25 protein-coding genes are annotated in these 24,703 nt (G+C 53.0%); 2 read left to right on the plus strand and 23 right to left on the minus strand.

Annotation, left to right across the window (positions count from 1 at the left end):
- Window positions 1-87: 87 nt before the first annotated feature.
- From lon to HVA01_RS03685, 6 genes are all read right to left on the minus strand, one after another.
- Window positions 88-2,499, minus strand: coding sequence for an endopeptidase La (lon, locus tag HVA01_RS03660; protein ID WP_146873167.1), 2,412 nt, complete (start codon window positions 2,497-2,499; stop codon window positions 88-90).
- 266 nt (window positions 2,500-2,765) lie between these two features.
- Window positions 2,766-4,046 (minus strand): ATP-dependent Clp protease ATP-binding subunit ClpX, encoded by a 1,281-nt coding sequence (gene clpX, locus HVA01_RS03665; RefSeq protein ID WP_146873168.1) that lies wholly within the window; start codon window positions 4,044-4,046, stop codon window positions 2,766-2,768.
- Between the two features lie 74 nt (window positions 4,047-4,120).
- Window positions 4,121-4,738 carry an ATP-dependent Clp endopeptidase proteolytic subunit ClpP gene (gene clpP, locus HVA01_RS03670; RefSeq protein ID WP_146873169.1) on the minus strand — a complete coding sequence of 206 codons (618 nt, stop codon included), beginning with the start codon at window positions 4,736-4,738 and terminating at the stop codon, window positions 4,121-4,123.
- A 68-nt stretch (window positions 4,739-4,806) separates the two neighbouring features.
- Entirely contained in the window at window positions 4,807-6,159 is a 1,353-nt protein-coding gene (gene tig / locus HVA01_RS03675; protein ID WP_146873170.1) for a trigger factor, read from the minus strand.
- Window positions 6,160-6,416: 257 nt separating this feature from the next.
- Window positions 6,417-6,794 (minus strand): hypothetical protein, encoded by a 378-nt coding sequence (locus HVA01_RS03680; RefSeq protein WP_146873171.1) that lies wholly within the window; start codon window positions 6,792-6,794, stop codon window positions 6,417-6,419.
- Between the two features lie 3 nt (window positions 6,795-6,797).
- A complete protein-coding gene (locus HVA01_RS03685; protein WP_146873172.1) occupies window positions 6,798-7,259 on the minus strand; it encodes a flavodoxin domain-containing protein in 462 nt (153 codons plus the stop codon).
- Window positions 7,260-7,402: 143 nt separating this feature from the next.
- Here HVA01_RS03685 and HVA01_RS03690 point away from each other — a divergent pair, with 143 nt between their 5' ends.
- Window positions 7,403-7,609, plus strand: a complete 207-nt coding sequence (locus HVA01_RS03690) for a DUF2788 domain-containing protein (protein ID WP_146873173.1) — start codon at window positions 7,403-7,405, stop codon at window positions 7,607-7,609.
- Between the two features lie 127 nt (window positions 7,610-7,736).
- Here HVA01_RS03690 and HVA01_RS03695 read toward each other — a convergent pair whose 3' ends face one another.
- From HVA01_RS03695 to HVA01_RS03755, 13 genes are all read right to left on the minus strand, one after another.
- Complete coding sequence (locus HVA01_RS03695; protein ID WP_146873174.1) at window positions 7,737-8,033, minus strand: integration host factor subunit alpha; 297 nt, start codon at window positions 8,031-8,033, stop codon at window positions 7,737-7,739.
- 93 nt (window positions 8,034-8,126) lie between these two features.
- Window positions 8,127-10,508 (minus strand): phenylalanine--tRNA ligase subunit beta, encoded by a 2,382-nt coding sequence (gene pheT / locus HVA01_RS03700; RefSeq protein WP_146873175.1) that lies wholly within the window; start codon window positions 10,506-10,508, stop codon window positions 8,127-8,129.
- Between the two features lie 26 nt (window positions 10,509-10,534).
- Window positions 10,535-11,554 carry a phenylalanine--tRNA ligase subunit alpha gene (gene pheS / locus HVA01_RS03705; protein ID WP_146873176.1) on the minus strand — a complete coding sequence of 340 codons (1,020 nt, stop codon included), beginning with the start codon at window positions 11,552-11,554 and terminating at the stop codon, window positions 10,535-10,537.
- Between the two features lie 158 nt (window positions 11,555-11,712).
- Window positions 11,713-12,066: a 50S ribosomal protein L20 gene (gene rplT, locus HVA01_RS03710; protein ID WP_007114344.1), complete on the minus strand. Its 354-nt coding sequence runs from the start codon at window positions 12,064-12,066 to the stop codon at window positions 11,713-11,715.
- Between the two features lie 64 nt (window positions 12,067-12,130).
- Window positions 12,131-12,325, minus strand: a complete 195-nt coding sequence (gene rpmI / locus HVA01_RS03715; RefSeq protein ID WP_007114345.1) for a 50S ribosomal protein L35 — start codon at window positions 12,323-12,325, stop codon at window positions 12,131-12,133.
- An 82-nt stretch (window positions 12,326-12,407) separates the two neighbouring features.
- Window positions 12,408-12,899 carry a translation initiation factor IF-3 gene (infC, locus tag HVA01_RS03720; RefSeq protein ID WP_146873177.1) on the minus strand — a complete coding sequence of 164 codons (492 nt, stop codon included), beginning with the start codon at window positions 12,897-12,899 and terminating at the stop codon, window positions 12,408-12,410.
- Between the two features lie 60 nt (window positions 12,900-12,959).
- Window positions 12,960-14,882, minus strand: a complete 1,923-nt coding sequence (gene thrS, locus HVA01_RS03725; RefSeq protein ID WP_146873178.1) for a threonine--tRNA ligase — start codon at window positions 14,880-14,882, stop codon at window positions 12,960-12,962.
- A 228-nt stretch (window positions 14,883-15,110) separates the two neighbouring features.
- Window positions 15,111-15,980 carry an OmpA family protein gene (locus HVA01_RS03730; protein ID WP_146873179.1) on the minus strand — a complete coding sequence of 290 codons (870 nt, stop codon included), beginning with the start codon at window positions 15,978-15,980 and terminating at the stop codon, window positions 15,111-15,113.
- A 307-nt stretch (window positions 15,981-16,287) separates the two neighbouring features.
- Complete coding sequence (locus HVA01_RS03735; protein WP_146873180.1) at window positions 16,288-16,755, minus strand: DUF2489 domain-containing protein; 468 nt, start codon at window positions 16,753-16,755, stop codon at window positions 16,288-16,290.
- 96 nt (window positions 16,756-16,851) lie between these two features.
- The gene (gene cyoE / locus HVA01_RS03740) at window positions 16,852-17,769 is read right to left on the minus strand and encodes a heme o synthase (RefSeq protein ID WP_146873181.1); all 918 of its coding nucleotides are present in this window, start codon (window positions 17,767-17,769) and stop codon (window positions 16,852-16,854) included.
- A 17-nt stretch (window positions 17,770-17,786) separates the two neighbouring features.
- Window positions 17,787-18,833, minus strand: coding sequence for a COX15/CtaA family protein (locus tag HVA01_RS03745; protein ID WP_146873182.1), 1,047 nt, complete (start codon window positions 18,831-18,833; stop codon window positions 17,787-17,789).
- 35 nt (window positions 18,834-18,868) lie between these two features.
- Window positions 18,869-19,378, minus strand: coding sequence for a redox-active disulfide-containing membrane protein (locus HVA01_RS03750; protein ID WP_146873183.1), 510 nt, complete (start codon window positions 19,376-19,378; stop codon window positions 18,869-18,871).
- A 63-nt stretch (window positions 19,379-19,441) separates the two neighbouring features.
- Window positions 19,442-20,068: an SURF1 family protein gene (locus HVA01_RS03755; protein WP_371860126.1), complete on the minus strand. Its 627-nt coding sequence runs from the start codon at window positions 20,066-20,068 to the stop codon at window positions 19,442-19,444.
- 58 nt (window positions 20,069-20,126) lie between these two features.
- Between HVA01_RS03755 and HVA01_RS03760 the strand changes: the two genes are divergently transcribed.
- Complete coding sequence (locus HVA01_RS03760) at window positions 20,127-20,318, plus strand: DUF2909 domain-containing protein (RefSeq protein WP_146873185.1); 192 nt, start codon at window positions 20,127-20,129, stop codon at window positions 20,316-20,318.
- 3 nt (window positions 20,319-20,321) lie between these two features.
- On the opposite strand, the gene HVA01_RS03765 is transcribed toward HVA01_RS03760, so the two are convergent.
- From HVA01_RS03765 to coxB, 4 genes are read right to left on the minus strand one after another with little or no spacing between them, the layout of a single operon-like run.
- Complete coding sequence (locus HVA01_RS03765) at window positions 20,322-21,182, minus strand: cytochrome c oxidase subunit 3 (RefSeq protein ID WP_146873186.1); 861 nt, start codon at window positions 21,180-21,182, stop codon at window positions 20,322-20,324.
- Entirely contained in the window at window positions 21,179-21,826 is a 648-nt protein-coding gene (locus tag HVA01_RS03770; RefSeq protein WP_146873187.1) for a cytochrome c oxidase assembly protein, read from the minus strand. The genes HVA01_RS03765 and HVA01_RS03770 overlap by 4 nt, the downstream gene beginning before the upstream one ends.
- Before the next feature lie 31 nt (window positions 21,827-21,857).
- Entirely contained in the window at window positions 21,858-23,492 is a 1,635-nt protein-coding gene (gene ctaD, locus HVA01_RS03775; RefSeq protein WP_146873188.1) for a cytochrome c oxidase subunit I, read from the minus strand.
- A 51-nt stretch (window positions 23,493-23,543) separates the two neighbouring features.
- On the minus strand, window positions 23,544-24,659 hold the full coding sequence (gene coxB, locus HVA01_RS03780) for a cytochrome c oxidase subunit II (RefSeq protein ID WP_146873189.1): 1,116 nt from the start codon (window positions 24,657-24,659) through the stop codon (window positions 23,544-23,546).
- Between the last annotated feature and the right edge of the window lie 44 nt (window positions 24,660-24,703).

Here is a 24,703-nt window from a genome sequence, read left to right on the forward strand (position 1 = left end):
CAAGCAACCATGCCGCAAGAAACCCGCCACACAAAGCAGCGGGCACAATATTAAGTAAAATTAAAGACCAATGCGGACTTTAAAAGCTTAATGGGTACTGGCAACAACGCTATTGCTAAACGATGCTTCGGTGCTTTTTAGCGGCGCACCTTCTGCGCTGTTATCGGCGAGTGCGACGGCTAACACATCATCTATCCAACGTACCGGACGAATATCTAATGCATCTTTGATATTGTCGGGTACTTCCTTGAGATCACGGCGGTTTTCTTCAGGAATTAGCACTGTCTTTATACCACCGCGGCGGGCTGCCAGCAATTTCTCCTTCAACCCACCAATCGGCAATACCTCGCCACGCAGATTGACTTCACCGGTCATAGCGACATCGCAGCGTACCGCCCGCTGGGTATAGGCAGACACAATCGCCGTCACCATGGCAATACCCGCGCTGGGGCCATCCTTCGGCGTTGCCCCTTCAGGCACGTGAATATGTAGATCCTCTTTTTCGAAACGCTCGGGGTCAATGCCATACGCTTCTGCTCTGGCACGTACAACCGTTTGCGCAGCACTAACCGACTCTTTCATCACATCGCCCAGTGAACCGGTCTTGTTGATGCGCCCTTTACCCGGCGTCACCACCGACTCAATGTTGAGCAATTCACCACCGACCGAGGTCCAGGCCAGCCCCGTCACCCGGCCAATCTGGTCATCCTGCTCGGCTAAGCCGTAGCTGTAGCGGCGTACGCCCGCGTAGTGCTCAATTTGCTCGGCGGTCAAGCTCTGACCTTCTTGGCTGGCCGGTGAATCGCGCTCTTTCTCGATCCGCTCACGCAGCACCTTACGCGACACCTTGGCAATTTGCCGTTCTAACTCACGCACACCCGCTTCTCGGGTGTAGTAGCGAATAAGCTCTAACAATGCGCTGTCTTCCAGCGTTAGCTCATCGCCTTTTAAACCGTTAGCGGCTAATTGCTTGGGCAATAAGTAGCGTTTAGCGATCGCCAACTTCTCATCTTCGGTGTAACCCGGCAGACGAATAATCTCCATGCGGTCAAGTAGCGCACTGGGAATATTCATCGAGTTAGCGGTACAGATGAACAGCGTCTCGGAGAGATCGTAGTCGAGCTCCAGATAGTGATCGCTAAAGCTGTTGTTCTGTTCTGGGTCAAGCACTTCGAGCAGTGCAGAGGCAGGATCACCGCGATGGTCCATGCCTAGCTTGTCGACTTCGTCTAACAGGAACAGCGGGTTTTTAACCCCGGCACGGCTCATACGCTGCATTAATTTACCCGGCAACGAGCCGATATAGGTGCGCCGATGACCACGAATTTCCGACTCATCACGCACGCCGCCTAACGCTAGGCGGACATACTTACGGTTGGTGGCACGGGCGATGGACTGGCCAAGCGAGGTCTTGCCCACCCCAGGCGGGCCAACGAGGCACAGCACTGGGCCTTTCATCTTACGCACACGTTTCTGCACGGCAAGATATTCCAGGATACGCGCTTTGACTTCTTCTAGACCGTAGTGGTCTTCATCCAGTACCTGCTGCGCCTTGACGAGATCGTGCTTAACACGGGTGCGTTTTTTCCACGGCACCGCGATTAACCAATCCAGATAAGAGCGCACCACGGTGGCCTCAGCTGAATTAGAAGCCATCATCTTAAGCTTATTAAGCTCTTGGGTGGCTTTGTCAGCGGCCTCTTTTGGCATGCCCGATTCTTTGATCGACTGCTCGTACTTGTCGGTCTCATTGGGCACATTATCCAGCTCACCCATTTCTTTCTGGATAGCTTTCATCTGCTCGTTGAGATAGTACTCGCGCTGGGTTTTCTCCATCTGCTCTTTAACCCGCGAGCGGATGCGCTTTTCGACTTGAAGCAGATCGATTTCAGACTCAATCAGCGCCATCAGGTGCTCGATACGATCACGCACCCGGTCCATCTCTAGCAATTCCTGCTTATCGCCAATTTTCAGCGATAAATGGGCACAAATGGTATCGACCAAGCGGCTAGGATCTTCAATGCCCGACAGCGAATTAAGTACTTCGTTAGGGACTTTTTTAGACAGTTTGACGTACTGCTCAAACTGATTAAGCAGTACGCGAACCAGCGCTTCTTGCTCACGGCTGGTCAGCGGCTCACTTTCTCGCGGTGTTAGATGCGCCTGGGTATAGCCGGCGGTATTTTCCTCAACCTTCAGGACATCCGCGCGAAAATTACCTTCAATAAGGACTTTGACCGTACCATCAGGCAGCTTAAGCAACTGCATAATGTCAGCCACGGTACCCATTGAATAAAGGTCGGCGTTATCTGGCTCATCTTGAGACGCTTCTCGCTGAGCTACCAGTAACACACGCTTATCAGTCTCCATCGCCGCTTCGAGCGCCTGGATAGACTTTTCACGACCTACAAACAAAGGGATGACCATTTGCGGATAGACAACCACATCACGCAAAGGCAAAAGGGGTAGACATTGTGTCTGTTCGGCGTTCTGCTGCATCGCAGACGTTCCTCGACAATCGGATGAGTACTTGATGGAGTACTTGGAAAAGTACTGCGCAGCCGTCAATACGCTAGATAGACAAACGTTAGCATTGAGTAGACTGCGGAGTAACACTTCACGTGCTGTACGTCGCCACTGGCTTCACATCAGCGTCCTGCAGTACGCTTTACAACAACACGCTGCAATAACAAGGGGCCGCCTAGGCGACCCCTTGATTTAGCGCAAGCGGTTGAAGCTGGGCCGCGGGACGCCTCGATTAGCCACTAGCCATCAGTGCCGTCGACACGAGCTTCTTCCTGCTGGGAGTAGATCAGTATGGGCTCGCTCTCACCGGCAATGACGGAGGCATCAATGACGACCTTGGTAACGCCTTCAAGCGATGGAATCTCGTACATGGTATCCAGCAGCACTGACTCTAGAATAGAGCGCAGCCCGCGAGCCCCTGTTTTACGTTCCATGGCTTTCTCAGCCACCGCACGCAGCGCTTCCTCTCTGAACTCAAGCGTCACATCTTCCATTTCAAACAGTTTAACGTACTGCTTGATCAGTGAGTTTTTGGGTTCGGTGAGAATCTGCACCAACGCGTCTTCGGTGAGCTCCATCAGCGTCGCAATGATCGGCAAACGACCTACAAATTCAGGAATTAAGCCAAATTTGACCAAGTCGTCGGGCTCAACATCGGCTAGCAGTTCGCCTACGCCACGCGAAGACTCTTTGCTTTTCACTGCCGCATTGAAACCGATGCCGCCTTTTTCAGCACGATCTCGAATAACTTTATCAAGACCGGCAAAGGCACCGCCGACGATAAACAGGATATTAGCCGTATTAACCTGAACAAATTCCTGCTGCGGATGTTTGCGACCGCCTTGCGGCGGCACCGAAGCCGTGGTGCCTTCGATTAACTTCAGCAACGCTTGCTGCACGCCCTCACCCGACACATCACGAGTGATGGATGGATTATCAGATTTACGTGAAATCTTATCGATTTCATCAATATAAACAATCCCGCGCTCGGCTTTTTCGACGTCGTAATCGCACTTTTGCAACAGCTTTTGGATGATGTTTTCAACATCTTCACCGACATAGCCGGCTTCCGTCAGCGTGGTTGCATCAGCAATGGTAAAAGGTACATTCAACAGCCGTGCCATGGTCTCTGCCAATAGTGTTTTACCACTACCGGTAGGACCAATCAGCAGAATATTGGATTTACCTAGCTCAACATCGCCGTCGCGTACATCCGTTTTCAGACGCTTGTAGTGGTTATACACCGCTACAGAAAGCACCATTTTAGCGCGATCTTGTCCAATGACGTAGTCGTCTAACGTATAACGTATTTCGCGAGGCGTAGGTAAACGCTCCTCATCGCTCTCGGCATCGGCTTCGAGAACTTCCTCGCGAATGATGTCATTGCATAAGTCGACACACTCATCGCAGATATAAACGGACGGGCCCGCAATCAGCTTACGTACTTCGTTTTGGTTTTTACCACAAAACGAGCAGTAAAGCAGTTTGCCACCTTCGTCCTTGCCTTTGCCGTCGGCCATTCGTATACCTCTATCACTGCGGCGGCTTACGCCGCCGGAAAAGCTCGTTAGAAAAGCAGAATCCTATTACGCTATCAGGATGTAGGCCGCTTATCCAGCACTGCATCAATCAAGCCGTACTCTTTGGCCTGATTGGCGCTCATGAAATTATCCCGATCGGTATCACGCGAGACATCGTCAATGTCTTGGCCCGTGTGATGGGCAAGAATCTGATTCAGCTTCTCACGAATACCCAGAATTTCACGGGTATGGATTTCAATATCCGATGCCTGACCCTGATAACCGCCTAGGGGCTGGTGGATCATGACCCGGGAATTGGGCAAACAGTAACGCTTGTTCTCAGCGCCTGCGGTCAAGAGCAACGCGCCCATACTGGCCGCTTGGCCAATACACACGGTAGACACATCAGGTTTAATAAACTGCATGGTATCGTAAATCGACATGCCCGCGCTCACCGAACCACCTGGTGAATTAATATACAGGTGAATATCTTTGTCCGGATTTTCCGACTCCAGGAACAGCATTTGCGCGACAATCAGATTTGCCGTGTAGTCTTCTACCGGCCCGACCAAAAAGATCACACGCTCTTTTAACAGGCGTGAGTAAATGTCGTAGGCTCTTTCCCCTTTGGCGCTTTGCTCAACCACCATGGGCACTAAACCGCCGGCGTTTTGAATATCAAACTCACTCATTCAGGTGATTCCTTGCGTCCGGGAAGGGAAAGGCGCACCGACATAGAGGTGCGCCACGTTCCAGGGTGTTAGGCGCTAGCTTGCTCGCCTTCTTCAGCACCCTCATCTTGCTCTGCTTGCTGTTGCGCAGCGGCAAGGGCTTGCTGGTAAGACATTTCAATGTCTTTAATGTTCGTCTGCTCAAGCAATTTCGCCACTGCTTTCTCTTCAAGAATGGCAGATTTTACCTGAGTTTTTAACTCTTCATTACCCATGTAGTAGCTAACCACTTCATCAGGATCCTGGTACTGCTCAGCCAGCTCAGCCACCTTCGCTCTGATAGCATCATCGTCAGCATCAAGCTCATTCGCCTTGATCACTTCGGCAAGTAGCAGGCCGACTTGAACGCGGCCTTTCGCCTGCTCTTCAAACAGCTCGTTAGGCAGTTGGCTGACGTCAAAATCTTCGCCTAAACCGAACTGCTGCGCTGCTTGGCGCTTCATGCCATCGGTTTCTTGCTGAACAAGCGCGCTTGGCACCGGAATCTCATTGACTTCTTTAAGCGCATCAAGCACTTGCTGCTTAACGCGATTATCAATCGCTTGCGCTGCTTCACGGGTCATGTTTTTCTTGATTTCAGCGCGGAATTTTTCCTGATCGCCGTCTTCAACCCCAAAACGCTCGATAAACTCCGCGTCTACCTCGGGCAGCGTCTGGCGGCTAACCTTGTGCACCTTAACGTTGAAGGTCGCTTCTTTACCGGCCAAATGTTCCGCCTGGTAATCATCCGGGAAGGTCACCTGAAGGCTTTTTTCATCACCGGCTTTAGCGCCAATCAACTGCTCTTCAAAGCCTGGGATAAAGCTGTTGGAACCGATAACCAGCGAGTGGCCTTCAGCGCTGCCGCCTTCAAACGGCTCATCGTCAATATAGCCCTGGAAATCAATAGTGACTTGATCACCATCGGCAGCAGCGGCGTCAACTTCTTCCCATGCTGCGTTTTGCTTACGCAACGTATCAATCATTTCTTCCACATCCGCGTCGCTAACGGCAACGACCGGACGTTCGATATCCGTACCTTCGATGGAGGCCAGCTCGATCTGCGGGTAGATCTCCATTACCGCGACGAACTCTAAATCTTGGCCCGACTCATTGATCGATGGCTCGATTTTCGGGAAACCGGCAGGGTTCAGACCTTCTTCCGTGATCGCGCGCACATAGCGTTCACGCATTACTTCGCTGACGACTTCGTCGCGTGCATCTTGGCCGTAGCGCTGACGAACCACTGCCATCGGCACATGGCCCTGGCGAAAACCGTTCAAGCGAACATTCTTCGCGGTGTCTTTCAAGCGAGCATTAACGGCCTCGTCAATTTCGGCCGCCGGCACTTGAATAGTAATGCGGCGTTCGATCGGGGAGGTCGTCTCAACAGAAACTTGCATGAATTGTCCTCTAACGGCTGGGCGTTGTATTGATGGCGTGTAATAAGTTCAAGGGGGCAATTTTAAGAACCCCAGCGCATGGTAGCAAGCGCCATGCTCGCAACATGGGGGCAGCAAATGCAAAAACAAGCCAATACGCGAGCAATTAACCGCTCTAGGGCGTATTTATGATCATTATTAGCCCGATGTCACGTGATCGCTACTATTCTACTGCTTTGCTAAGCGTGCGGCGACTGTTCAATTTTCACCGCCAAACGCTAGTCGGTCTGGCGGGCACCTGTCCACCATAGGCTCAATGCGTGCATCAGTACCCCTAGGGTGGCGCCATGAGAAATAAACACCTGCCAGCTGATCCAATCCGTAAACAGCGCGTGCCAGCCCGCCATGACCAGCAGGCCTAACAGCATCATGACGACTAGCCGCTTGAGCAAGCTAGGCAGCCTTTGGCGTGCTTCTGTCGACACCATACGCCACTGTATGGCCGCCGCTGAAGCAACCAGCACCAAGGCAATAACGATCAACGTTTGGCGAGTTTCATGGCCACCGGCTATGTAGCGGGGCAGCGCTGCGAGCATCACCACGCACAAACCAAACGCCACGCTGATGCGCTCCGGCGAATAGGCAACTCGTTGCATTGTTTACGCCACCTTAAGTTGCTGACCCGCGATCCACTCTTCAACCCAGGGGATGGCAGCGTCATCGGCCATAAACGTTTCCATGGCGTCGACTTCCAGGCGCTCGCCTAGACGCGTTGCGCCGTGATCTTCCAATAGGGCATCTAATGCTCTTCCCGCGCCACAAAACGTGTCGCCATACGAGCTATCGCCTAACGCAATCAGTCCATAGCGCAGCGAAGTAAGCGACGGGCTTTGTTCCCGCAAGCTACGCACGAAAGGTACAAAATTGCCGGGAAAGTCCCCGCTGCCGGTAGTCGAAACACAAAACAGTACCAAATCAGCGTCGCCGGTAATATCCGCAACCGATGGCTGCTCAAGTATGGCGACCGTGTAGCCCGCATCCTCAAACTGAGGCTTCACCTGCTCGGCAACGTCTATCGCGCCGCCATACATCGTACCCACTAGAATATTTAGCTTTGGCATCGTCACTCCCCTGTCAAAGTGTCACAGTGCCAACCCGCAAGTCGACAAATACCCGATTAATTTGCTCAAATATTAACATGACTCGGTAGGATGGAACACGTCACTCGCAACGGGTGGCCAAGACGCAACGCTTAGGAGCACCTATGCAGCAGATTTTTGAGGCCTGGATCACGCCGGTAATGATTGGCGGTTTAATGATATTTATGTGTTTTATTATCTGGGACCTGGCCAAAAAGTCGAATGCCGGTAAGTTTGGCACCATTATGCTGTTCGTCGTACTGGGCGCGGGTATGCTGGGCTACGTCATCAAGGTGGTGATTACTTGGTTGATTGAAGGCAATGGCATGTAGCGGGAGCGGCACAACCGGCTGACCAAAAAAGAAGGAGCACCCCAAGAGGCACTCCTTCTTTTATATAGTGTAAAACCGTTACTCGGCATGTCTTACTTGGTGGGTAAGTGCAATGCGCGGCACGCTACTAACTGCCTGCATGGTTCTCCACTTGCTGCTTGAGCTTCTGGCCAGGCCGAAATGTCACCACACGGCGGGCGGAAATAGGAATTTCCTCGCCCGTTTTTGGGTTGCGGCCTGGACGTTCGCGCTTATCACGTAAATCAAAGTTACCGAAACCCGATAGCTTTACCTGCTCGTTCTCACGTAGACAGGCTCGAATCTCTTCGAAAAAAGCTTCGACCATGGCTTTCGCTTCCCGCTTGGACAGGGCTAGCTCCGCATGTAAATGTTCAGCTAGCTCTGCTTTGGTCAACGCACCCATAAGACCCCTCCTTGTAACCAACAGATTGCCAAGAACGTGATAAGCATTGTGACGCGGCTACAGCACTTAGGTAAGTCTTTATTTAGGTACTTTTTAGCCGCGCAGCTCAGCCTCCAGCTTGACACGCACTTGTGTCACGATTGAATCGACCAACTGATTGATTTCCTCATCGTTTAGCGTGCGCGATGGATGCTGCCAGGTCAAGCCCAATGCAATACTCTTGTGCCCTTCGGGTACGCCTTTACCTGAATAGACGTCAAATAGCTTGATGTCTTGCAGGTACGCCCCCGCCTGCTGCTTGGCACAATCCAGCAGCGCCTGCACAGGCGTCGCCTCCTCAAGTATAAACGCCAAATCGCGTCGCACCTCTGGAAAGCGCGAAAGCGGCTCGAAAGCCGGAATCTGGCCCTGGCTCAGGGCATCCAGGCGGACCTCAAACAGCACGGCATCCATCTTTAAACCCAGCGTAGCACGCACCTGGGGGTGCAGGGTGCCAATCCAGCCTGCTGGCTCGTCGTTATGCAGTAACTGAGCACTTTGCCCTGGGTGAAGAGCAGGATGCTCAGCCGGCTCGAAGCGCCAGGCCTCGGCGTCGCCCCCCAACGCCAGCAAACTCTCCAGGTCGCCTTTCAGATCATAGAAGTCCACACGCTGCTTAGCCCCACTCCAGCCTTCAGCCTCGCGCGGACCACACACCAGCGCACCCAGCATGGGCACTTGTGATAGCGCGTCCAACTCGCCGTTAAAAACTAACCCGGTTTCAAACAGCCGCACGCGGGTTTGTTGACGATTGAGGTTGTACTCCATGGTGCGCACCAGGCCTGGAAACAGGCTTGCACGCATCACCGACAAATCGGCGGAAATAGGGTTAGCCAGCACCGGCGAGACGGCTTCTGGCAACATGGCCGCTTGCAGTTCAGGGGCAACAAAGCTGTAGGTGATCGCCTCTTGAAAACCACGGGCAACCATCTGACGGCGAAGCAGTGCCTGGGTAAGTGTCGCCTCGTCGGCAGAACGCAGCGCAAGCCGCGCTGCCGGACGCCGCACGGGTAAATTATTATAGCCGTGAACGCGGGCTACTTCTTCGATCAGGTCTTCTTCGATCGTCAGGTCAAAACGCCAGCTGGGTGCGGTGACTGCCCAACCGGCCTCCTGCACGCTGACGTCAAGCCCTAGGCGCTGCAAAATATCGGTCACATCATCGCTGTCGAGCGCCTTGGCAAGCGCTTTTTCTAAACGCGCACTGCGCAACACAATCGAACGCTCCGCAGGCATATGTTCAGCACTTTGCGCTTCGACGACAGGCCCAGCCTGGCCGCCGCAGATATCCAACAAAAGCCGGGTGGCCCGCTCGACGGCAACGGGCGTTAACTGAGGATCAACACCGCGCTCGAAACGGTGCGAGGCATCGGTGTGCAAGCCGTAAGAACGCGCCTGACCGGCAATTGCGAGCGGGGTAAAAAACGCCGATTCAAGAAAAATAGTCTGCGTATTTTCATTGACGCCGGAGTTTTCACCGCCCATCACCCCTGCCATGGCGAGCGGGCCGGAATGATCAGCAATTACCAGAGTTTCCGGGCGTAGCGCGATATCACTACCGTCAAGCAGCGTTAAACGCTCGCCTGGCGTGGCCATGCGAACCACCATGCCACCTTCTAGGTTGTCACGGTCAAAAGCATGCAGCGGCTGGCCTAGCTCCAGCATCACGTAGTTGGTAACGTCTACCACCGGGTCAATAGAGCGCACGCCGCTGCGGCGCAACCGCTCGACCATCCACAGCGGGGTATCGACGTTAACATTGACACCTTTGATAACGCGGCCGATATAACGCGGACACTGTTCGAGTGCTTCAATACTAACCTGAAAGCTGTCCTCAATTTCAGCAGCCACCGGCGCTATGGTGGGCCCATTGACCGGCAAACGGTTTAGCACACCCACTTCACGTGCCAAGCCTTTAATGCTTAGGCAGTCGCCGCGATTGGGCGTCAGGTCGACCTCAATGGTCATGTCGTCAAGCTGCATGAACTGTCTGAAATCAACGCCCACCGGCGCTGACGCCGACAGCACCAAAATGCCCGGCGATACCTCCTCTTCAAGCCCCAGCTCGGAAGCTGAACAGATCATCCCGCGTGACTCGACGCCGCGCAGCTTGGCTTTTTTAATCTTGAAGTCGCCCGGCAGCACGCCACCCACCTGGGCAAAGGGAATTTTCTGACCGACAGCGACGTTGGGCGCCCCGCAAACAACCTGCACAGGTTCGCCACTACCGTCGTCAACGCTACAGACATTGAGTTTATCGGCGTCAGGGTGCTTCTCTTTGCTCAGCACCTCTGCCACCACTACGCCGCTGAAGGCGGCAGCCACTGGCTCAACGGCGTCGACTTCCAAGCCCGCCATGGTAATTTGGTCGGCAATTGCCTGGGTATCCAACTGCGGCGACACCCACTCCCGCAGCCATTGTTCTGAAAATTTCATGGTTGTTCCTGTCTCCGACAGCGGGCTTAAGCGAATTGACGCAGAAAACGCAAATCGTTTTCAAAGAATAAACGTAAGTCATTAACGCCATAGCGCAGCATCGCCAGACGCTCTGCCCCCATCCCAAAGGCGAAGCCGGTATAGCGCTCAGCGTCGATACCCGAATGACGGAAGACTTCAGGATGCACCATGCCGCAACCCATGACCTCCAGCCAGCCGCTATGGGAACAAACACGACAACCTGCACCGCTGCACATGACGCACTGAATATCCACTTCGGCAGACGGCTCAGTAAAGGGGAAATAAGAGGGACGAAAGCGTACTGAGAGGTCATCGCGCTCAAAAAATGCCTGAAGAAAGTCTTCGATCGTGCCTTTCAGGTCAGCAAAACTGACGTCTTCATCGACCAGTAAACCTTCCACTTGGTGGAACATGGGCGTATGGGTCAAATCTGAATCGCTACGATAGACGCGCCCTGGGCAAACAATGCGAATGGGCGGCTCACTGTCTTTCATCGTGCGCACCTGTACCGGCGAGGTATGGGTACGTAGCAAACGCGTGGCATCAAAATAGAAGGTATCCGCCATGCCACGGGCCGGGTGATGCGCGGGAATATTGAGCGCTTCGAAATTGTGATAGTCATCTTCAATTTCGGGGCCGAGGGCCACGTCATAGCCAATGCGCGTGAACAGCCCTTCGATACGCTCGAGCGTCCGCGTCACGGGATGCAAGCCGCCGCTTGACTGGCCTCGCCCAGGCAAGGTGACATCAATACGTTCGGCGGCCAAACGAGTATTCAGCGCCGCGCTTTCAAGCTCCTGGCGCTTAGCGTCGATTTCATCGGCCAGGGTCTGTTTGGCCTGATTAATACGCTCACCCGCGGCCGGGCGTTCATCAGCAGAAAGCTTGCCCAGGCCTTTCAGCAAGGCGGTTACTTCACCTTTCTTACCTAAATAGCGTACTCGTAACTCGTCTAGCGCGGCGACACTCTGCGCGGCCTGAATGGCGTCGCGCGCCTCAGATACCAGAGTAGGAAGGTGATCCATCCGTTTCACTCCGAATTAAGCGGCGTCCATCCATGAAGATGGCGTGGCACGTTGAAGGTAACAAAAAACAGGGGAAGAGCGGCTGCTCTTCCCCTGGATGGGTCACTCTGCAATGACCTCAGGTACGTTGCACGGGCATTAACCCAGCGCAAACTACCTTATTGGGCAGCCTTGGCTTTTTCCACGATGGCAGCAAATGCAGCCTTCTCGTGTACTGCCAAATCGGCCAATACTTTACGGTCGATTTCGATACCGGCTTTCTTAAGACCGCCTACGAAGCGGCTGTAAGACATACCGTTGACGCGTGCACCGGCGTTAATACGCTGGATCCATAGCGCACGGAACTGGCGCTTACGGTTACGGCGGTCACGGTAAGCGTACTGACCCGCTTTAATAACGGCTTGCTTGGCAACGCGGAAAACACGCGAACGAGCTCCGTAGTAACCTTTAGCAAGTTTCAATACTTTTTTATGGCGACGACGTGCTACTACGCCACGTTTAACTCGAGTCATAACACACTCCTGACTTTAAGGCTGAGGCACACAAAAGGGGCGCTCAGAAAAACGAAAACCCGACTTATAGATTCGGCAGCATACGCTGGATGAGCGCTTTGTCAGATGCGTGAATCTGTTTCATACCACGCAGTTGACGCTTACGCTTGGTCGTTTTCTTGGTCAGGATGTGGCTACGGTGAGACTGCTTGTGCTTAAAGCCATTAGCAGTCTTTTTGAAGCGCTTCGCAGCGCCACTGTTACTTTTGATTTTCGGCATGAGAGATACTCCGCTCGATATTTTTTAGAAAACCCAGGGCCGACCACCGGCTGTGCGGTGGCCCGTTGACAACGCCGTTGGATCACTTCTTTTTCGGGGCAATAATCATGATCATCTGGCGCCCTTCCATTTTCGGGAAAGACTCTACCACTCCGATCTCTTCCAGGTCTGCCGCGATCCTTTCCATCAGCTTACGGCCGATGTCCTGGTGCGCCATTTCACGACCACGGAAGCGCAGTGTGACTTTGCCCTTGTCACCACCTTCCAAAAAGCGCGTCAGATTTTTAAGCTTGACCTGATAATCGCCTTCGTCGGTGCCAGGACGGAATTTAACTTCCTTAACCTGGATTTGCTTCTGCTTCTTCTTTTGAGCCGCTTTCTGCTTTTTGGTCTCAAAAACGAATTTGCCGTAATCCATAATCTTACAGACGATGGGATCGGCATTCGAAATTTGCACGAGATCCAAGTTTTCAGAAGCAGCTTTCTCTAGCGCTTCGGTGGTGGGCACAACACCCAACTGCTCACCGTCACTACCGATTAAGCGTACTTCTTCTTCAACAATTCGCTCGTTCATTGGTGGGCGCTTGTCGGCTGGACGCCCGCGCTGGTTGCTTCTCTTGATCGTTCCGTCTCCTTAGGCAATTGACGATGTCGCCAGGGCTGCTCTCTCGACAGTATGGCGTTCAATAAATTCATCGACCGTCATTGTACCGAGGTTTTCGCCGCTGCGTGTTCGCACGGCCACTGAGTCAGCTTCGACTTCCTTATCTCCTACCACCAGGAGATAGGGAACTTTCTGTAGTGTATGCTCACGGATTTTAAAGCCGATCTTCTCGTTCCTCAAGTCCGCTTTAACCCGCAAGCCACTTTTTTGCAGACGTTTCTCCAAATCAAGCGCATAGTCGCGCTGCGAATCGGTGATAGTCATGACTACCGCCTGCTGTGGCGCAAGCCATAATGGCATAGCACCCGCATAATGCTCAATTAGAATCCCCAAGAAACGCTCGAAGGAGCCTAAAATCGCACGGTGAAGCATTACCGGGGTCTTGCGTACGCCGTCTTCGTCAACGTATTGAGCCCCTAAGCGCCCTGGCAGATTAAAGTCGAGCTGTAGAGTACCACATTGCCAGACACGATTCAGACAATCGCGCAACGCAAACTCAATTTTAGGGCCATAAAAGGCACCCTCGCCCGGCTGCAGATCCCAGGCTAAGCCCGTTGCGTTCAACGCCGCCTCCAGTCCCTGTTCAGCCTGATCCCACATTTCAGCCTCGCCCAGGAAGTCTTCAGGGCGCGTAGACAGCTTAAGCTCCACGTCTTCAAAGCCAAGCGTTTTATACACTTGCAGCGTTAGCGCTATAAAATCTTCCGCTTCCGCTTGAATTTGCCCTTCGGTACAGAAGATATGCGCATCGTCTTGGGTAAAGCCACGCACGCGCATCAGACCATGCAGCGAACCGGAAGGTTCATTGCGATGGCAGCTACCAAACTCGGCCAAACGCAGCGGTAAGTCCCGGTAGCTTTTCAGCCCTTGATTAAAGACCTGCACATGGCAAGGACAGTTCATCGGTTTTACCGCGTATTCGCGTTTTTCCGACTCGGTGGTGAACATCAATTCACTGTAGTGGCCCCAGTGACCTGACTTTTTCCATAACGAGAGATCAACCACCTGCGGCGTTTTAATCTCCTGATAGCCATGCTCGCGCTGAACCTTGCGCATGTAGTCTTCCAGGGCTTGGTAGATCGTCCAGCCATTGGGGTGCCAAAATACCATGCCGGGCGCTTCTTCCTGGATATGGAACAAGTCCATCTTGCGCGCCAGCTTACGGTGGTCACGCTTTTCTGCTTCTTCAAGGCGCTTGAGGTACGCCTTTAACTGCTTCTTGTCGGCCCATGCGGTGCCGTAGATACGCGTCAGCATGGTGTTAGCAGCGTCGCCGCGCCAATAGGCGCCGGCTAGCTTAGTCAGCTTGACAGCTTTTAAGTGACGGGTATTCGGCACGTGCGGCCCGCGGCACATATCGACATACTCTTCGTGATGATAGAGCCTAATCGTTGCATCATCGGGAATATCGCGGATGATCTCTTGCTTGTAAGGCTCGTCACGGTGCAAAAAGGTCAACATTGCCTGGTCGCGATCAACGTATTCGCGCACCACATCGTACTCGCGATCGATCAATGACTGCATGCGGGCTTCAATCGTTTCCAGGTCTTCCGGCGTTACCGATTGACCGAATTCGATATCGTAGTAGAAGCCATCATCAATCACTGGTCCGATCGCCATTTTAGCGTCGGGGTACATCTGTTTAACCGCGTGGCCCAACAAATGCGCGCAGGAGTGGCGGATAATCTCCAACCCTTCTGCATCCCGCGCGGTAATAATGGCCACGTGAGCATCTTGCTCAATAAGGTCTGCGGCATCCACTGGTACACCGTCTATCTTCCCAGCAACGCAGGCCTTAGCCAAACCAGGGCCAATGGATTCTGCAAGCTGCATAATGGAAAGCGGTGCTTCAAACGTTCTTTGACTGCCGTCGGGCAGTGTCACAATAGGCATTCAGGTTCCTTGAGCGCAGTGGTGGTCCATACCAAGGATCACATTTCACTATCAATGGTCTTGGGAGGCATATAAGGCGTTACGAGGTAAAAACAGCGGCAATCTTAGCAGACTTACCTACTGCTTAAAATAAAACGGGAGGCCGAAGCCTCCCGTTTAGTTTTACTTGAAACTTGCCCGCTAACCGCTACACACGGTCAGCGAAAAGAACGCTCTATTGACGCGAACTTAGTTCCACTCATCCAGTTCAACACGACGGTTCTGAAAGCGACCTTCTTCCGTCTCGTTAGAGGCGATCGGACGCTCTTCACCGTAACCTACCGCACGCATGCGATTAGACGCTACACCGCGGCTAGCAAGGTAAGCTGCTACAGACTGGGCACGCTCTTGTGACAAGTTTTTGTTGTACTCGTCAGAACCGCGTGAGTCAGTGTGCCCTTCGATGCTGACACGTACATTAGGGTTGTTAACCAGACGCTCAGCGACACCGTTCAACACGCTACGCGCGTTAGAAGTCAGCTGTGCAGAGTCAAATTCGAAGTTAACTTCCTGTAGAACAACGCTGTCCGGGCAACCCAGAGCGTTTACTTCTACGCCAGCAGGCGTATTCGGGCACTGGTCACGATAATCCGGCACACCGTCATTATCAGAATCAAGCGGGCAACCGTTGGCATTTACTGCAACGCCAGCCGGTGTGCCTGGGCACTGGTCACGGTAATCCGGCACGCCGTCACCGTCAGAATCTAGCGGGCAACCCTCGGCATCAACGGCAACACCAGCAGGCACTTCACCGTAACTCGGGCACTGGGGTACAACCGGCTCAGGCGTGCGGTCAGCACATAGCAAACCGCCAATAGCAGCACCGGCAGCAGCACCTGTTGCTGAACCGTTCGTTTCATCAGAACTACCGCTGGTAGCATAGCCAATGCTGCCGCCGATAACACCGCCAGCTAAGCCACATACTGCAGGGTGCTGGTACCAGCTACGATCGCTACTCGCGCTTGATTGACCGGAAGACTGCGACGCCGAGCTGGCGCAGCCAGAAAGGCCGACTACCAGTGCGGAACCGATTAGCAAGCCAGTGGTTGATTTTTTCATGCAAGACTCCTTCTTGATCCAATGCTGAAATGACCATAATTGGCCAAATCTATCCAATGCTTCTTATTGCGAGAGCATCCATTTTTTCGCTTGTTCGGCATTACTAAACACAACATGCTTAGGCAATGCAAAACGTATGCCTATCATCAACGCTTCAGCGCCAGAAGACAACCATGCCAAGATATCAACTTCTTGCTGATACTGACATCAATTAGCATAGCAAAATTGCCGCAACGAGCACTAAAAAAAGCGGCGCTAAAACATAGTTGCTATACCTTGAGCAGCGCCAGACCCCTCATACGTGATTTTAATGCAGGGCACCAGGACCTTTAGCACGCCATGTCAATACGGCCTGGGCGGCCTGCAATACGGGTTTGCGCATGTCATCTTCTACTATTAACCGCTCTTTGTCTTCTTGCATACGCTCACGGGGGGTCAGTTGTTGACGGGCCGAGTGAGTTTTCAAGTGGCTAGTGCGGTTGTAGTGCTCTGCAAACGCTGCAAATTCGGGCTTTTCGGTCAGGCTCGAATCGATAATTTCCAACAGTACCTTACAACGCCAGGCCCCCTCGGTAATATCGACCTGTTCCTGAACCAATGCGCTTGCTACATAATCAAGATTTTCTAAACTATTACTTTGCGCGCGCATGTCTTCGTCGCGTCGATACGCTTCTCGGCGGCGAACCTCTTTACGTAGGTGCCAAGCGTAGAAGCATAGGCCTACAATGACCGCCAATGCCACCACCAATAAAACTATCGCAATTGTTGAGTTCATAAAACTCCTTGTTAAGCGTGTAAATTACTTAACAAAAATTGTACACCCTTATACCACCGATCGGCTAATAGCCTCTATATATGGTTCCCTATTGGCTCACCAAGCCAGCGCCGTTGCATAGTGATCGAACAACAGCGCCCCAAAAACGCTCAGCAGATAACGAATGGAAAACCAAAACGCATTGATAGGCGCGCTGGGATCTTGCCCTCGCCAGACTTTCCAATTCCAAAACATAAACCGAGCGTTAAGGCATAGCACAGCGAATAAATAGAGGGTGCCGCTCATACCGATCATCACCGGCATTAACGTGGTTAATACGGTTAACCAGCCGTACAGCCAAATTTGCAGCCGCGTAAAAGGAATGCCGTGGGTGACCGGCAACATAGGGATACCGGCACGCGCGTAATCATCACGCTTATGAATCGCTAGCGACCAGAAATGCGGCGGTGTCCAAGCAAAAACAATCAGCATGAGCAGCAGTGGTTCTGGCGTGATTTGGCCGGTTATTGCCACCCACCCTAATAAGGGAGGAGCCGCCCCGGCTACACCGCCAATCACGATGTTTTGCGGCGTCGCGCGTTTAAGAAAAGCTGTATAAATCAACGCATAGCCAATCAGGCAGGCAAAGGTTAGCGTCGCCGTTAAGACATTAACCTGCCACGCTAATAGCGCCAAGCCGACGCTGGACAGAAGGCATGCCCAGCCTAATGCGACCGCTACCGGCAAACGCTTACTCGCCACGGGACGCCGTGACGTACGGCTCATCAGCGCATCTAGATGACGATCTAAAATATGGTTAAAAGCGGCAGCCCCGCAAGAAGCTAACCCGATGCCGACTAAACCGGCAAACACGCTGTTTAGCGGTGGCAGGCCCGGCGTGGCTAATGCCATTCCCACCGCGGTACACACGAGCATCACAGCCACGACGTTGAGTTTGCAGAGACCCAGTAACTCTTTCCAGCCCCACATCACCGTCGGCAATCTCGCTGGTAGCGTCATGGTTGTATTTCGCATGCCAATGCCCCCTTTGGTTAAGCGACAACGTCGCTATAGCGTGAATAGTTTGTTGTTGTGTTCGCGCTCAATGCTTGATGACGCCAATGCCACCAGGCCCAAACAAACCCCATGGCTAAGGCAATAGCGCCAGCTGTGTGCAGCAGCGCCAGCCACAGGGGGAGCCATAGCCACACGTTGGCCACGCCTAAAGCGACCTGCAGTGCATATAATCCAACCACGATCATCAGCGGCCTAGCGACGCCCTGCCATTGCCGATAGCGCCACCATAGCGCCAACAGCCCAATACCTAACAACAGCGCCCCTACACGGTGAACAAACTGAACGGCGCTGCGCGCATCTGCGTGCAACTGCCCATGAAGATAATTAGGCCCCACCGTTTGGGTAAGATGAAACCCCTCACTAATATCCATTTCGGGCCACCACTGACCATTGCAAGTAGGAAATCCTTGGCAAGCGATACCGGCATAGTTGCTGGATACCCAGCCGCCTAGTGCCAACTGCAGGACTAACAACACAGCCGCCACGACCCACCAAGCATTACCGCGCTGACGCTCGCCCTTGGGGCCAGCCAATACGCGCCGCAGGCGCAGGTGCAGCCAAAAGAACAGCAGCAGTACGCTCAGCCCTCCTAACAGATGAAGAGTGACGACTTGGGGCCATAGCTGGAGAGTCACCGTGAAGGCGCCAAAGGCGCCTTGCAGCAAAATAACGCCCAACAGCGTTAAACTTACTCGCCATGGATAGTGACGACACTGGCGCAGCGGCCAGCCTAATGCCACAACGCCTAGGACCACTATCCCTAACAAGCTGGCAATATAGCGATGAGCCATTTCCACCCAGGCTTTGAAGGGCTCCAGAGGCACGTCTGGATGACGCAGTGTGGCAAGCTCACTGTCAGGCACCAGTAACTGTCCGTAGCAACCCGGCCAATCGGGGCAGCCTAAGCCGGCATCTACCAAGCGCGTCCAGGCCCCCACCAACATCACCACCGCAGTCAATACAGTGCCTAATAACGTTAGTTGCACCAGCCACCGTAAGCGGCGCTCACTTGAATCGTGCATGGCGTTTCCTTAACAACGGTTGAGGCTAGCGCACTTTATTGAGGATTAACTTTAAGTAAGTACTGAATATCGTCAAGCACATCCCCCGCCGCCACACTGGCATCAAATGCCAGTGCTGGCCGCCCCCTAGGATCGAGTAACCACACTGAATTGTCTTCCCGCCAAGGGGGAAAATGACGCCATTGGCTGGTCATCTCACCGGGTAGCGGCTCAGGGTCCCCACCGATTCTCAGGCGGGTTAGCCGCGGCGCTTCACGGCCTAACGCGCGGTGTAGGCGCCAAAACTCATCCTTACGCTGCTCGCATTGCTGGGCGCAGTCGAATGCCAAAATCCACGCTTGCTGATCATCGACCGCCGATGTTGTTAAAGGCCATTCATCAAGCATAGGTAATGCCAAATCCACCTGCCCATGAGCCGTATGTTGGTCCGGAATACCAATGCGTAGCTCAACCATTGCCCAAGCAGTCAGCATAGGCGCCGCGAATATCGCAAAAATCAGGATTAACTTGAGCCGCTGGCGGCGAATGTGTTTGGTATCCTGCATGTCATTCTTCCCCTGCTTTATTGTTATGGACTCGTATTTTGATGACTTAAGGCATGGCGCCTTTCATTGACTCGTATCGCGTCGTAACCGAAGACCACCGACAAACATGACGACCAAGGCCGCCAGTGCTAGGCCCCACCATTGAAACGCATAGCCCACATGCCGACTGGGTGGCATAACGCTGGCTTCCCACCAGGGGATTAACACCCCATCCCCCTCTTCTGCATGCAGCCAGCCCGCATAGCTAAATGATCCCAACGTAGGCTGCCAGGGCTCAAGGCTTAGTTGCTGCAGCCTTGAGCCTTCCCTGTTATCACCATACAGCGGCCCGCCCGCCTGTACTTTTTGCCACTCGCCGGTCAACTCAACCCTGCCGCTCGGCGTCGCCGTCTCTGGTGGGCGGCGATGAGGTCCTGTGGCCAAAAACCCCCGCTGCACCAACCAAAGTTGCCCATGGCTGTCGCGTAAAGGGGTTAGCACCGCCACGCCAATGCGTCCATCTACGACACGATTATCCAAATAAAGCGTGTGTTCGGCCAAGTACTCCCCCTGCAAGGTAATTTCTGCGCCCTGCGCTGGCGGCGTCGTGGGCGCTATCAGCGTCGGTGCCGACTCACGTTCAACGACCGCCAAGCGCTTGTCATCTGCCCGCTCCCACTGCCATAGTCCTAAGCAGGTACCTAATGCCACGAGTAAACTCCAGAACAGATACCAACTAAAAAAACGCCATTGCCGAGAGGTTTTTATCATGTGGTTACAACTACTCATTGCCGCAGTCTTCCTAGCGATGGTCATCAGTCTGGCCATGGGAGCAGGCTTTTTATTGCGTGATCGCGCTTCCTCACGCCGACTGCTTGTCGCTCTAAAGTGGCGTATTGGGTTGGCTTGCTTGCTTATGGCCCTGATTATCTTCGGCTTTTGGTCCGGCCAACTCGGCTAAGGGTTAAACCACATAGACAAAAATGAATAACCCCACCCAGACCACGTCAACGAAATGCCAGTACCAGCAAGAGGCTTCAAAACCAAAGTGGTTTTCATCGCCAAAATGGCCTTTCTGAATACGCACCAGCATGGTGGCTAGAATCAATGTGCCAATAATGACGTGCAGCCCATGAAAACCGGTCAAGATAAAGAATGTCGCACCAAAAATCCCGGCTTCCAGGGTAATCCCGTAATGGGCGTAAGCCTCGTAGTACTCAACGCCCTGAATCATGATAAAGCAGCACCCTAACAGTACGGTGCCGACTAGCCAGTTGCGGCATGTGCGCCGATACCCCACCTTTAAGGCTTCATGTGCCACCGTTAAAGTAATACTGGAAGTAATCAAAATCAGTGTATTCACCAACGGCAGTTGCCAGGGGCTAAATACTTGCTGAGGCCCTTCAATGGCTGTATCGGGAGGACTCAAAAGCGGCCATGTTGGTACAAAGTCAGGCCACAGCAAGGCGGATACCCCTTTTGCACCTTCACCACCCAACCAAGGGATGGCAAACATACGCACGTAAAATAGCGCACCGAAAAATGCCACAAAAAACATCAATTCCGAAAAAATAAACCAGCCCATTCCCCAGCGAAAAGAACGCTCCATTTGCTCGTCGTATAGCCCCCCCTGGGATTCACTGATCACGTCGCGAAACCAGAACCCCATCACCGCTATAACCCCTATCAAGCCAATCAATAACAGTGGCAACCCGGTGCCATAAACCAACGTAATACCGGTACCCACCATCATGGCACCCAGCGCCACTGAGCAAAGAACAGGCCACCGACTACTCGCCGGAACGTAATAGCTACCACCGCTCATATCGTTTCTCCCGACACTTGGGTTTTGTTGGAATTGTTGTTTGAGTCGTTGTTAAAATCGTACTTAGGATGGTCATTAAGGAGGCTATCCAGCGAGGCGTTTTGAATCTCATGCGCTACCGGATACAGGGTATACACCAGCGTAACAGTATTAATATCGGCAGGGAGATCTCTCGCCAATTGGAAAACAAGCGGGATGGTCAAACGCTCATTCCCTTGTAAATGCTGCTCCTGAAAGCAGAAACAGCTGATTTTACGCAAGTGAGGCGTGGCATTTGAGGGTGACACGCTAGGTACCGCCCTACCCCAATTTTCACTATGGCTATTGTTGGTAAAGGTAAAATCCACTTCCGCCATTTGCCCTGGATGCACACTCATCTGGTGCGTTTCAACACTCATCCGCCACGGCAAGCCGGGGCTCCCCCTGGTGATAAATTGCACATTAATCACACGGGTTTCATCCACCTCCTCATGCACAATGCTTTGTGCAGTCGCGTCAACCTTGCCGTTTAGACCCGTAATGCGGCAAAAAACGTCATATAAAGGGACCAGTGCAAAGGCAAACGCAAACATGCCAATCAGCACGGCGATTGTTCTTATCACCGTGCGGCGGACCCCCACTTGTGCTTGGTCTCGACTGTCCATAACACCTCATTGGCCGGGTGGCCGATGTGATTTAGGTGGAAGCACGATGAAACACGGGTGGCGTTTCAAAGGTGTGCAGTGGAGCAGGGCTGGGTACCGACCACTCTAGGTCTACTGCTCCCTCCCAAGCTTTAGCCGGTGCTTTCTTGCCACCACGTACACAGAGTATGACGCCCAGCACAAATAGCAGCTGTGATGCGCCGAAGAAGAACGCGCCGATACTGGATAGCAAATTGAAATCGGCGAACTGCAGGGCATAGTCGGGGATACGCCTTGGCATACCCGCCAAGCCCGCGAAATGCATGGGGAAAAAGGTCAGATTGACACCAATCACCGAGAACCAAAAATGCCACTGGGCCAACCGCTCATTGGGATAATGCCCTGTCCATTTCGGCAACCAGTAATAGACCCCTGCCATGATGGCAAAAATAGCCCCAGGCACCAGCACATAGTGAAAGTGAGCCACCACAAAGTAGGTGTCGTGATATTGAAAGTCCGCCGGAGCAATCGCCAACATCAACCCTGAAAAACCACCGATGGTAAACAACACCACAAAGGCAAGCGCAAACAGCATCGGTGATTCAAAACTAATCGAGCCACGAAATAGGGTGGTAATCCAGTTAAACACCTTTACCCCAGTAGGCACGGCGATCAGCATGGTGGAATACATAAAGAACAGCTCCGCCACCAAGGGTAGCCCCACCACAAACATATGGTGAGCCCAGACCAAAAATGACAACAGCGCGATGGCGGCCGTGGCATATACCATGGATGCGTAACCGAACAGCGGCTTACGTGCAAAGGTGGGGATGATCGCCGAGACAATACCAAAGGCGGGCAAGATCATGATGTACACTTCAGGGTGGCCAAAGAACCAGAACAGGTGCTGAAATAGCACAGGATCGCCACCGCCTGCCGCATTAAAGAAGCTAGTGCCAAAATTAATATCCATCAGCATCATGGTGATCACGCCCGCTAATACCGGCATTACCGCAATCAGCAGAAAGGCGGTGACGAGCCATGTCCAAACAAATAGCGGCATATCCATTAAACGCATGCCTGGCGCACGCATATTCAAAATAGTGGCAATAATGTTGATCGCGCCCAAAATCGAGCTAATACCGGCAATATGCAGCGCCAAAATAAAGAAGGTAGTCGAGGGTGGTCCGTAATTCGTCGACAGCGGTGCATAGAAGGTCCAGCCAAAATTAGGGCCGCCGCCTGGCATAAACAGCGTTGAAAGTAGCAGCGTAAAGGCCACCGGCAGCAGCCAAAAACTAAAGTTATTCAAGCGGGGCAACGCCATATCCGGCGCGCCAATTTGAAGCGGTATCATCCAATTAGCTAGCCCAGTAAAGGCTGGCATCACAGCAGCGAATACCATGATCAGACCATGCATGGTGGTCATTTGGTTGAAAAATTCAGGCTCTATCAACTGCAAGCCGGGCTGAAAGAGCTCAGCACGCACCACTAGGGCAAATATTCCGCCGATAAAAAACATCGTCAGCGAGAAAATCAAATAAAGGGTGCCGATTTCTTTATGATTCGTGGTTAGCAGCCAGCGCCAAATACCTTTTGGCGGTGCCGCATGGCCATGGGCCTGCCCATCGGCGACAGCCGTTGTGCTGTGTTGCAAGGGAGGCTGTGGTGGTAGTTTGGGCGCCATACGTCTCTCCGAGAAAAATTATTGTAGTCGTCGATTGTGGCAAACCTGTTTTTACTCAGAAATTTGTTCAGCCACGGTTGAGGGCTGCACGACATCGCCGGTATCGTTACCCCACGCATTGCGCGTGTAGGTAACCACGGCGGCAATTTCAACGGGATTCAAGGTGCTTCGAAAAGCAGGCATTGCCGCACCGGACACCCCATTCAAAACCTTATCAATATGCCAATCTACATCGCTAATCAACTGTTCGTTATTAGCTAACGCAGGAAATGCTGGCGGCGACCCTTGTCCATCGACTTGGTGACAAGACGAGCAGATCGATTGGTAAACTGACTCGCCCCGCTCTGCTAGCTCTGCCATTGCCCACTCGCGGTCAACTCCCATGGCCTTTTCGGCAGCCGCCTCTTTTCGCCCGATCAGCCAGTCCTCAAACGCCGCCTCTTCCATTGCGTGAACTACCACCGGCATAAACCCATGGTCGATACCGCATAGCTCAGCACACTGGCCACGATAGATACCCGGCTCGTTAATCTTTACCCAGTTCTCATTAATAAAACCAGGAATGCTGTCTTGCTTGACGGCTAAATCCGGCACCCACCAAGAGTGAATGACATCGTCTGACGTCATCAGTAAGCGTATTTTCCGGTTAATCGGCAGGACTAACGGTTCATCAACTTCCAATAGGTAATGTTCCCCACGTGTCTCTTCGCCACTAATTTGTGCTCTTGGCGTACTCATATTGGAGGTGAACGCCACATCCTCGCCAAGGTACTCATAGCGCCAGCGCCATTGCTGGCCGGTAACCATGACGTCTAATTCAGCATCGGAGGAGTCATACATATCCTTTAAGGTGGCGGTGGCGGGAACCGCCATACCGACAAGAATCAGCAGTGGTATGACGGTCCACAATACTTCGACACCAGTGTGCTCATGGAAGTGGGAGGCTTTGGCGCCTTTGGAATAGCGATAGCGAAACAGGGAATAGAACATCGCCCCAAATACCAGCACACCAATTACGACGCATATCCAAAAGATGGTCATATGTAGGCCGTAGATGTCGCCGCTCGTATCGGTCACCCCAATGGGCATATTCCAGCCATTCGCCTGAGCCTGTGAAATACCCATCGCCAAGGATATGACTGATAGCCACCGCCACCATGAATGCATAGACACCTCCAGCCAGGATTATTGTTGTTATTGCTTATCGTTAA

The organism is Halovibrio variabilis (assembly GCF_007991175.1).
In the GTDB taxonomy this organism is placed as follows: domain Bacteria; phylum Pseudomonadota; class Gammaproteobacteria; order Pseudomonadales; family Halomonadaceae; genus Vreelandella; species Vreelandella variabilis.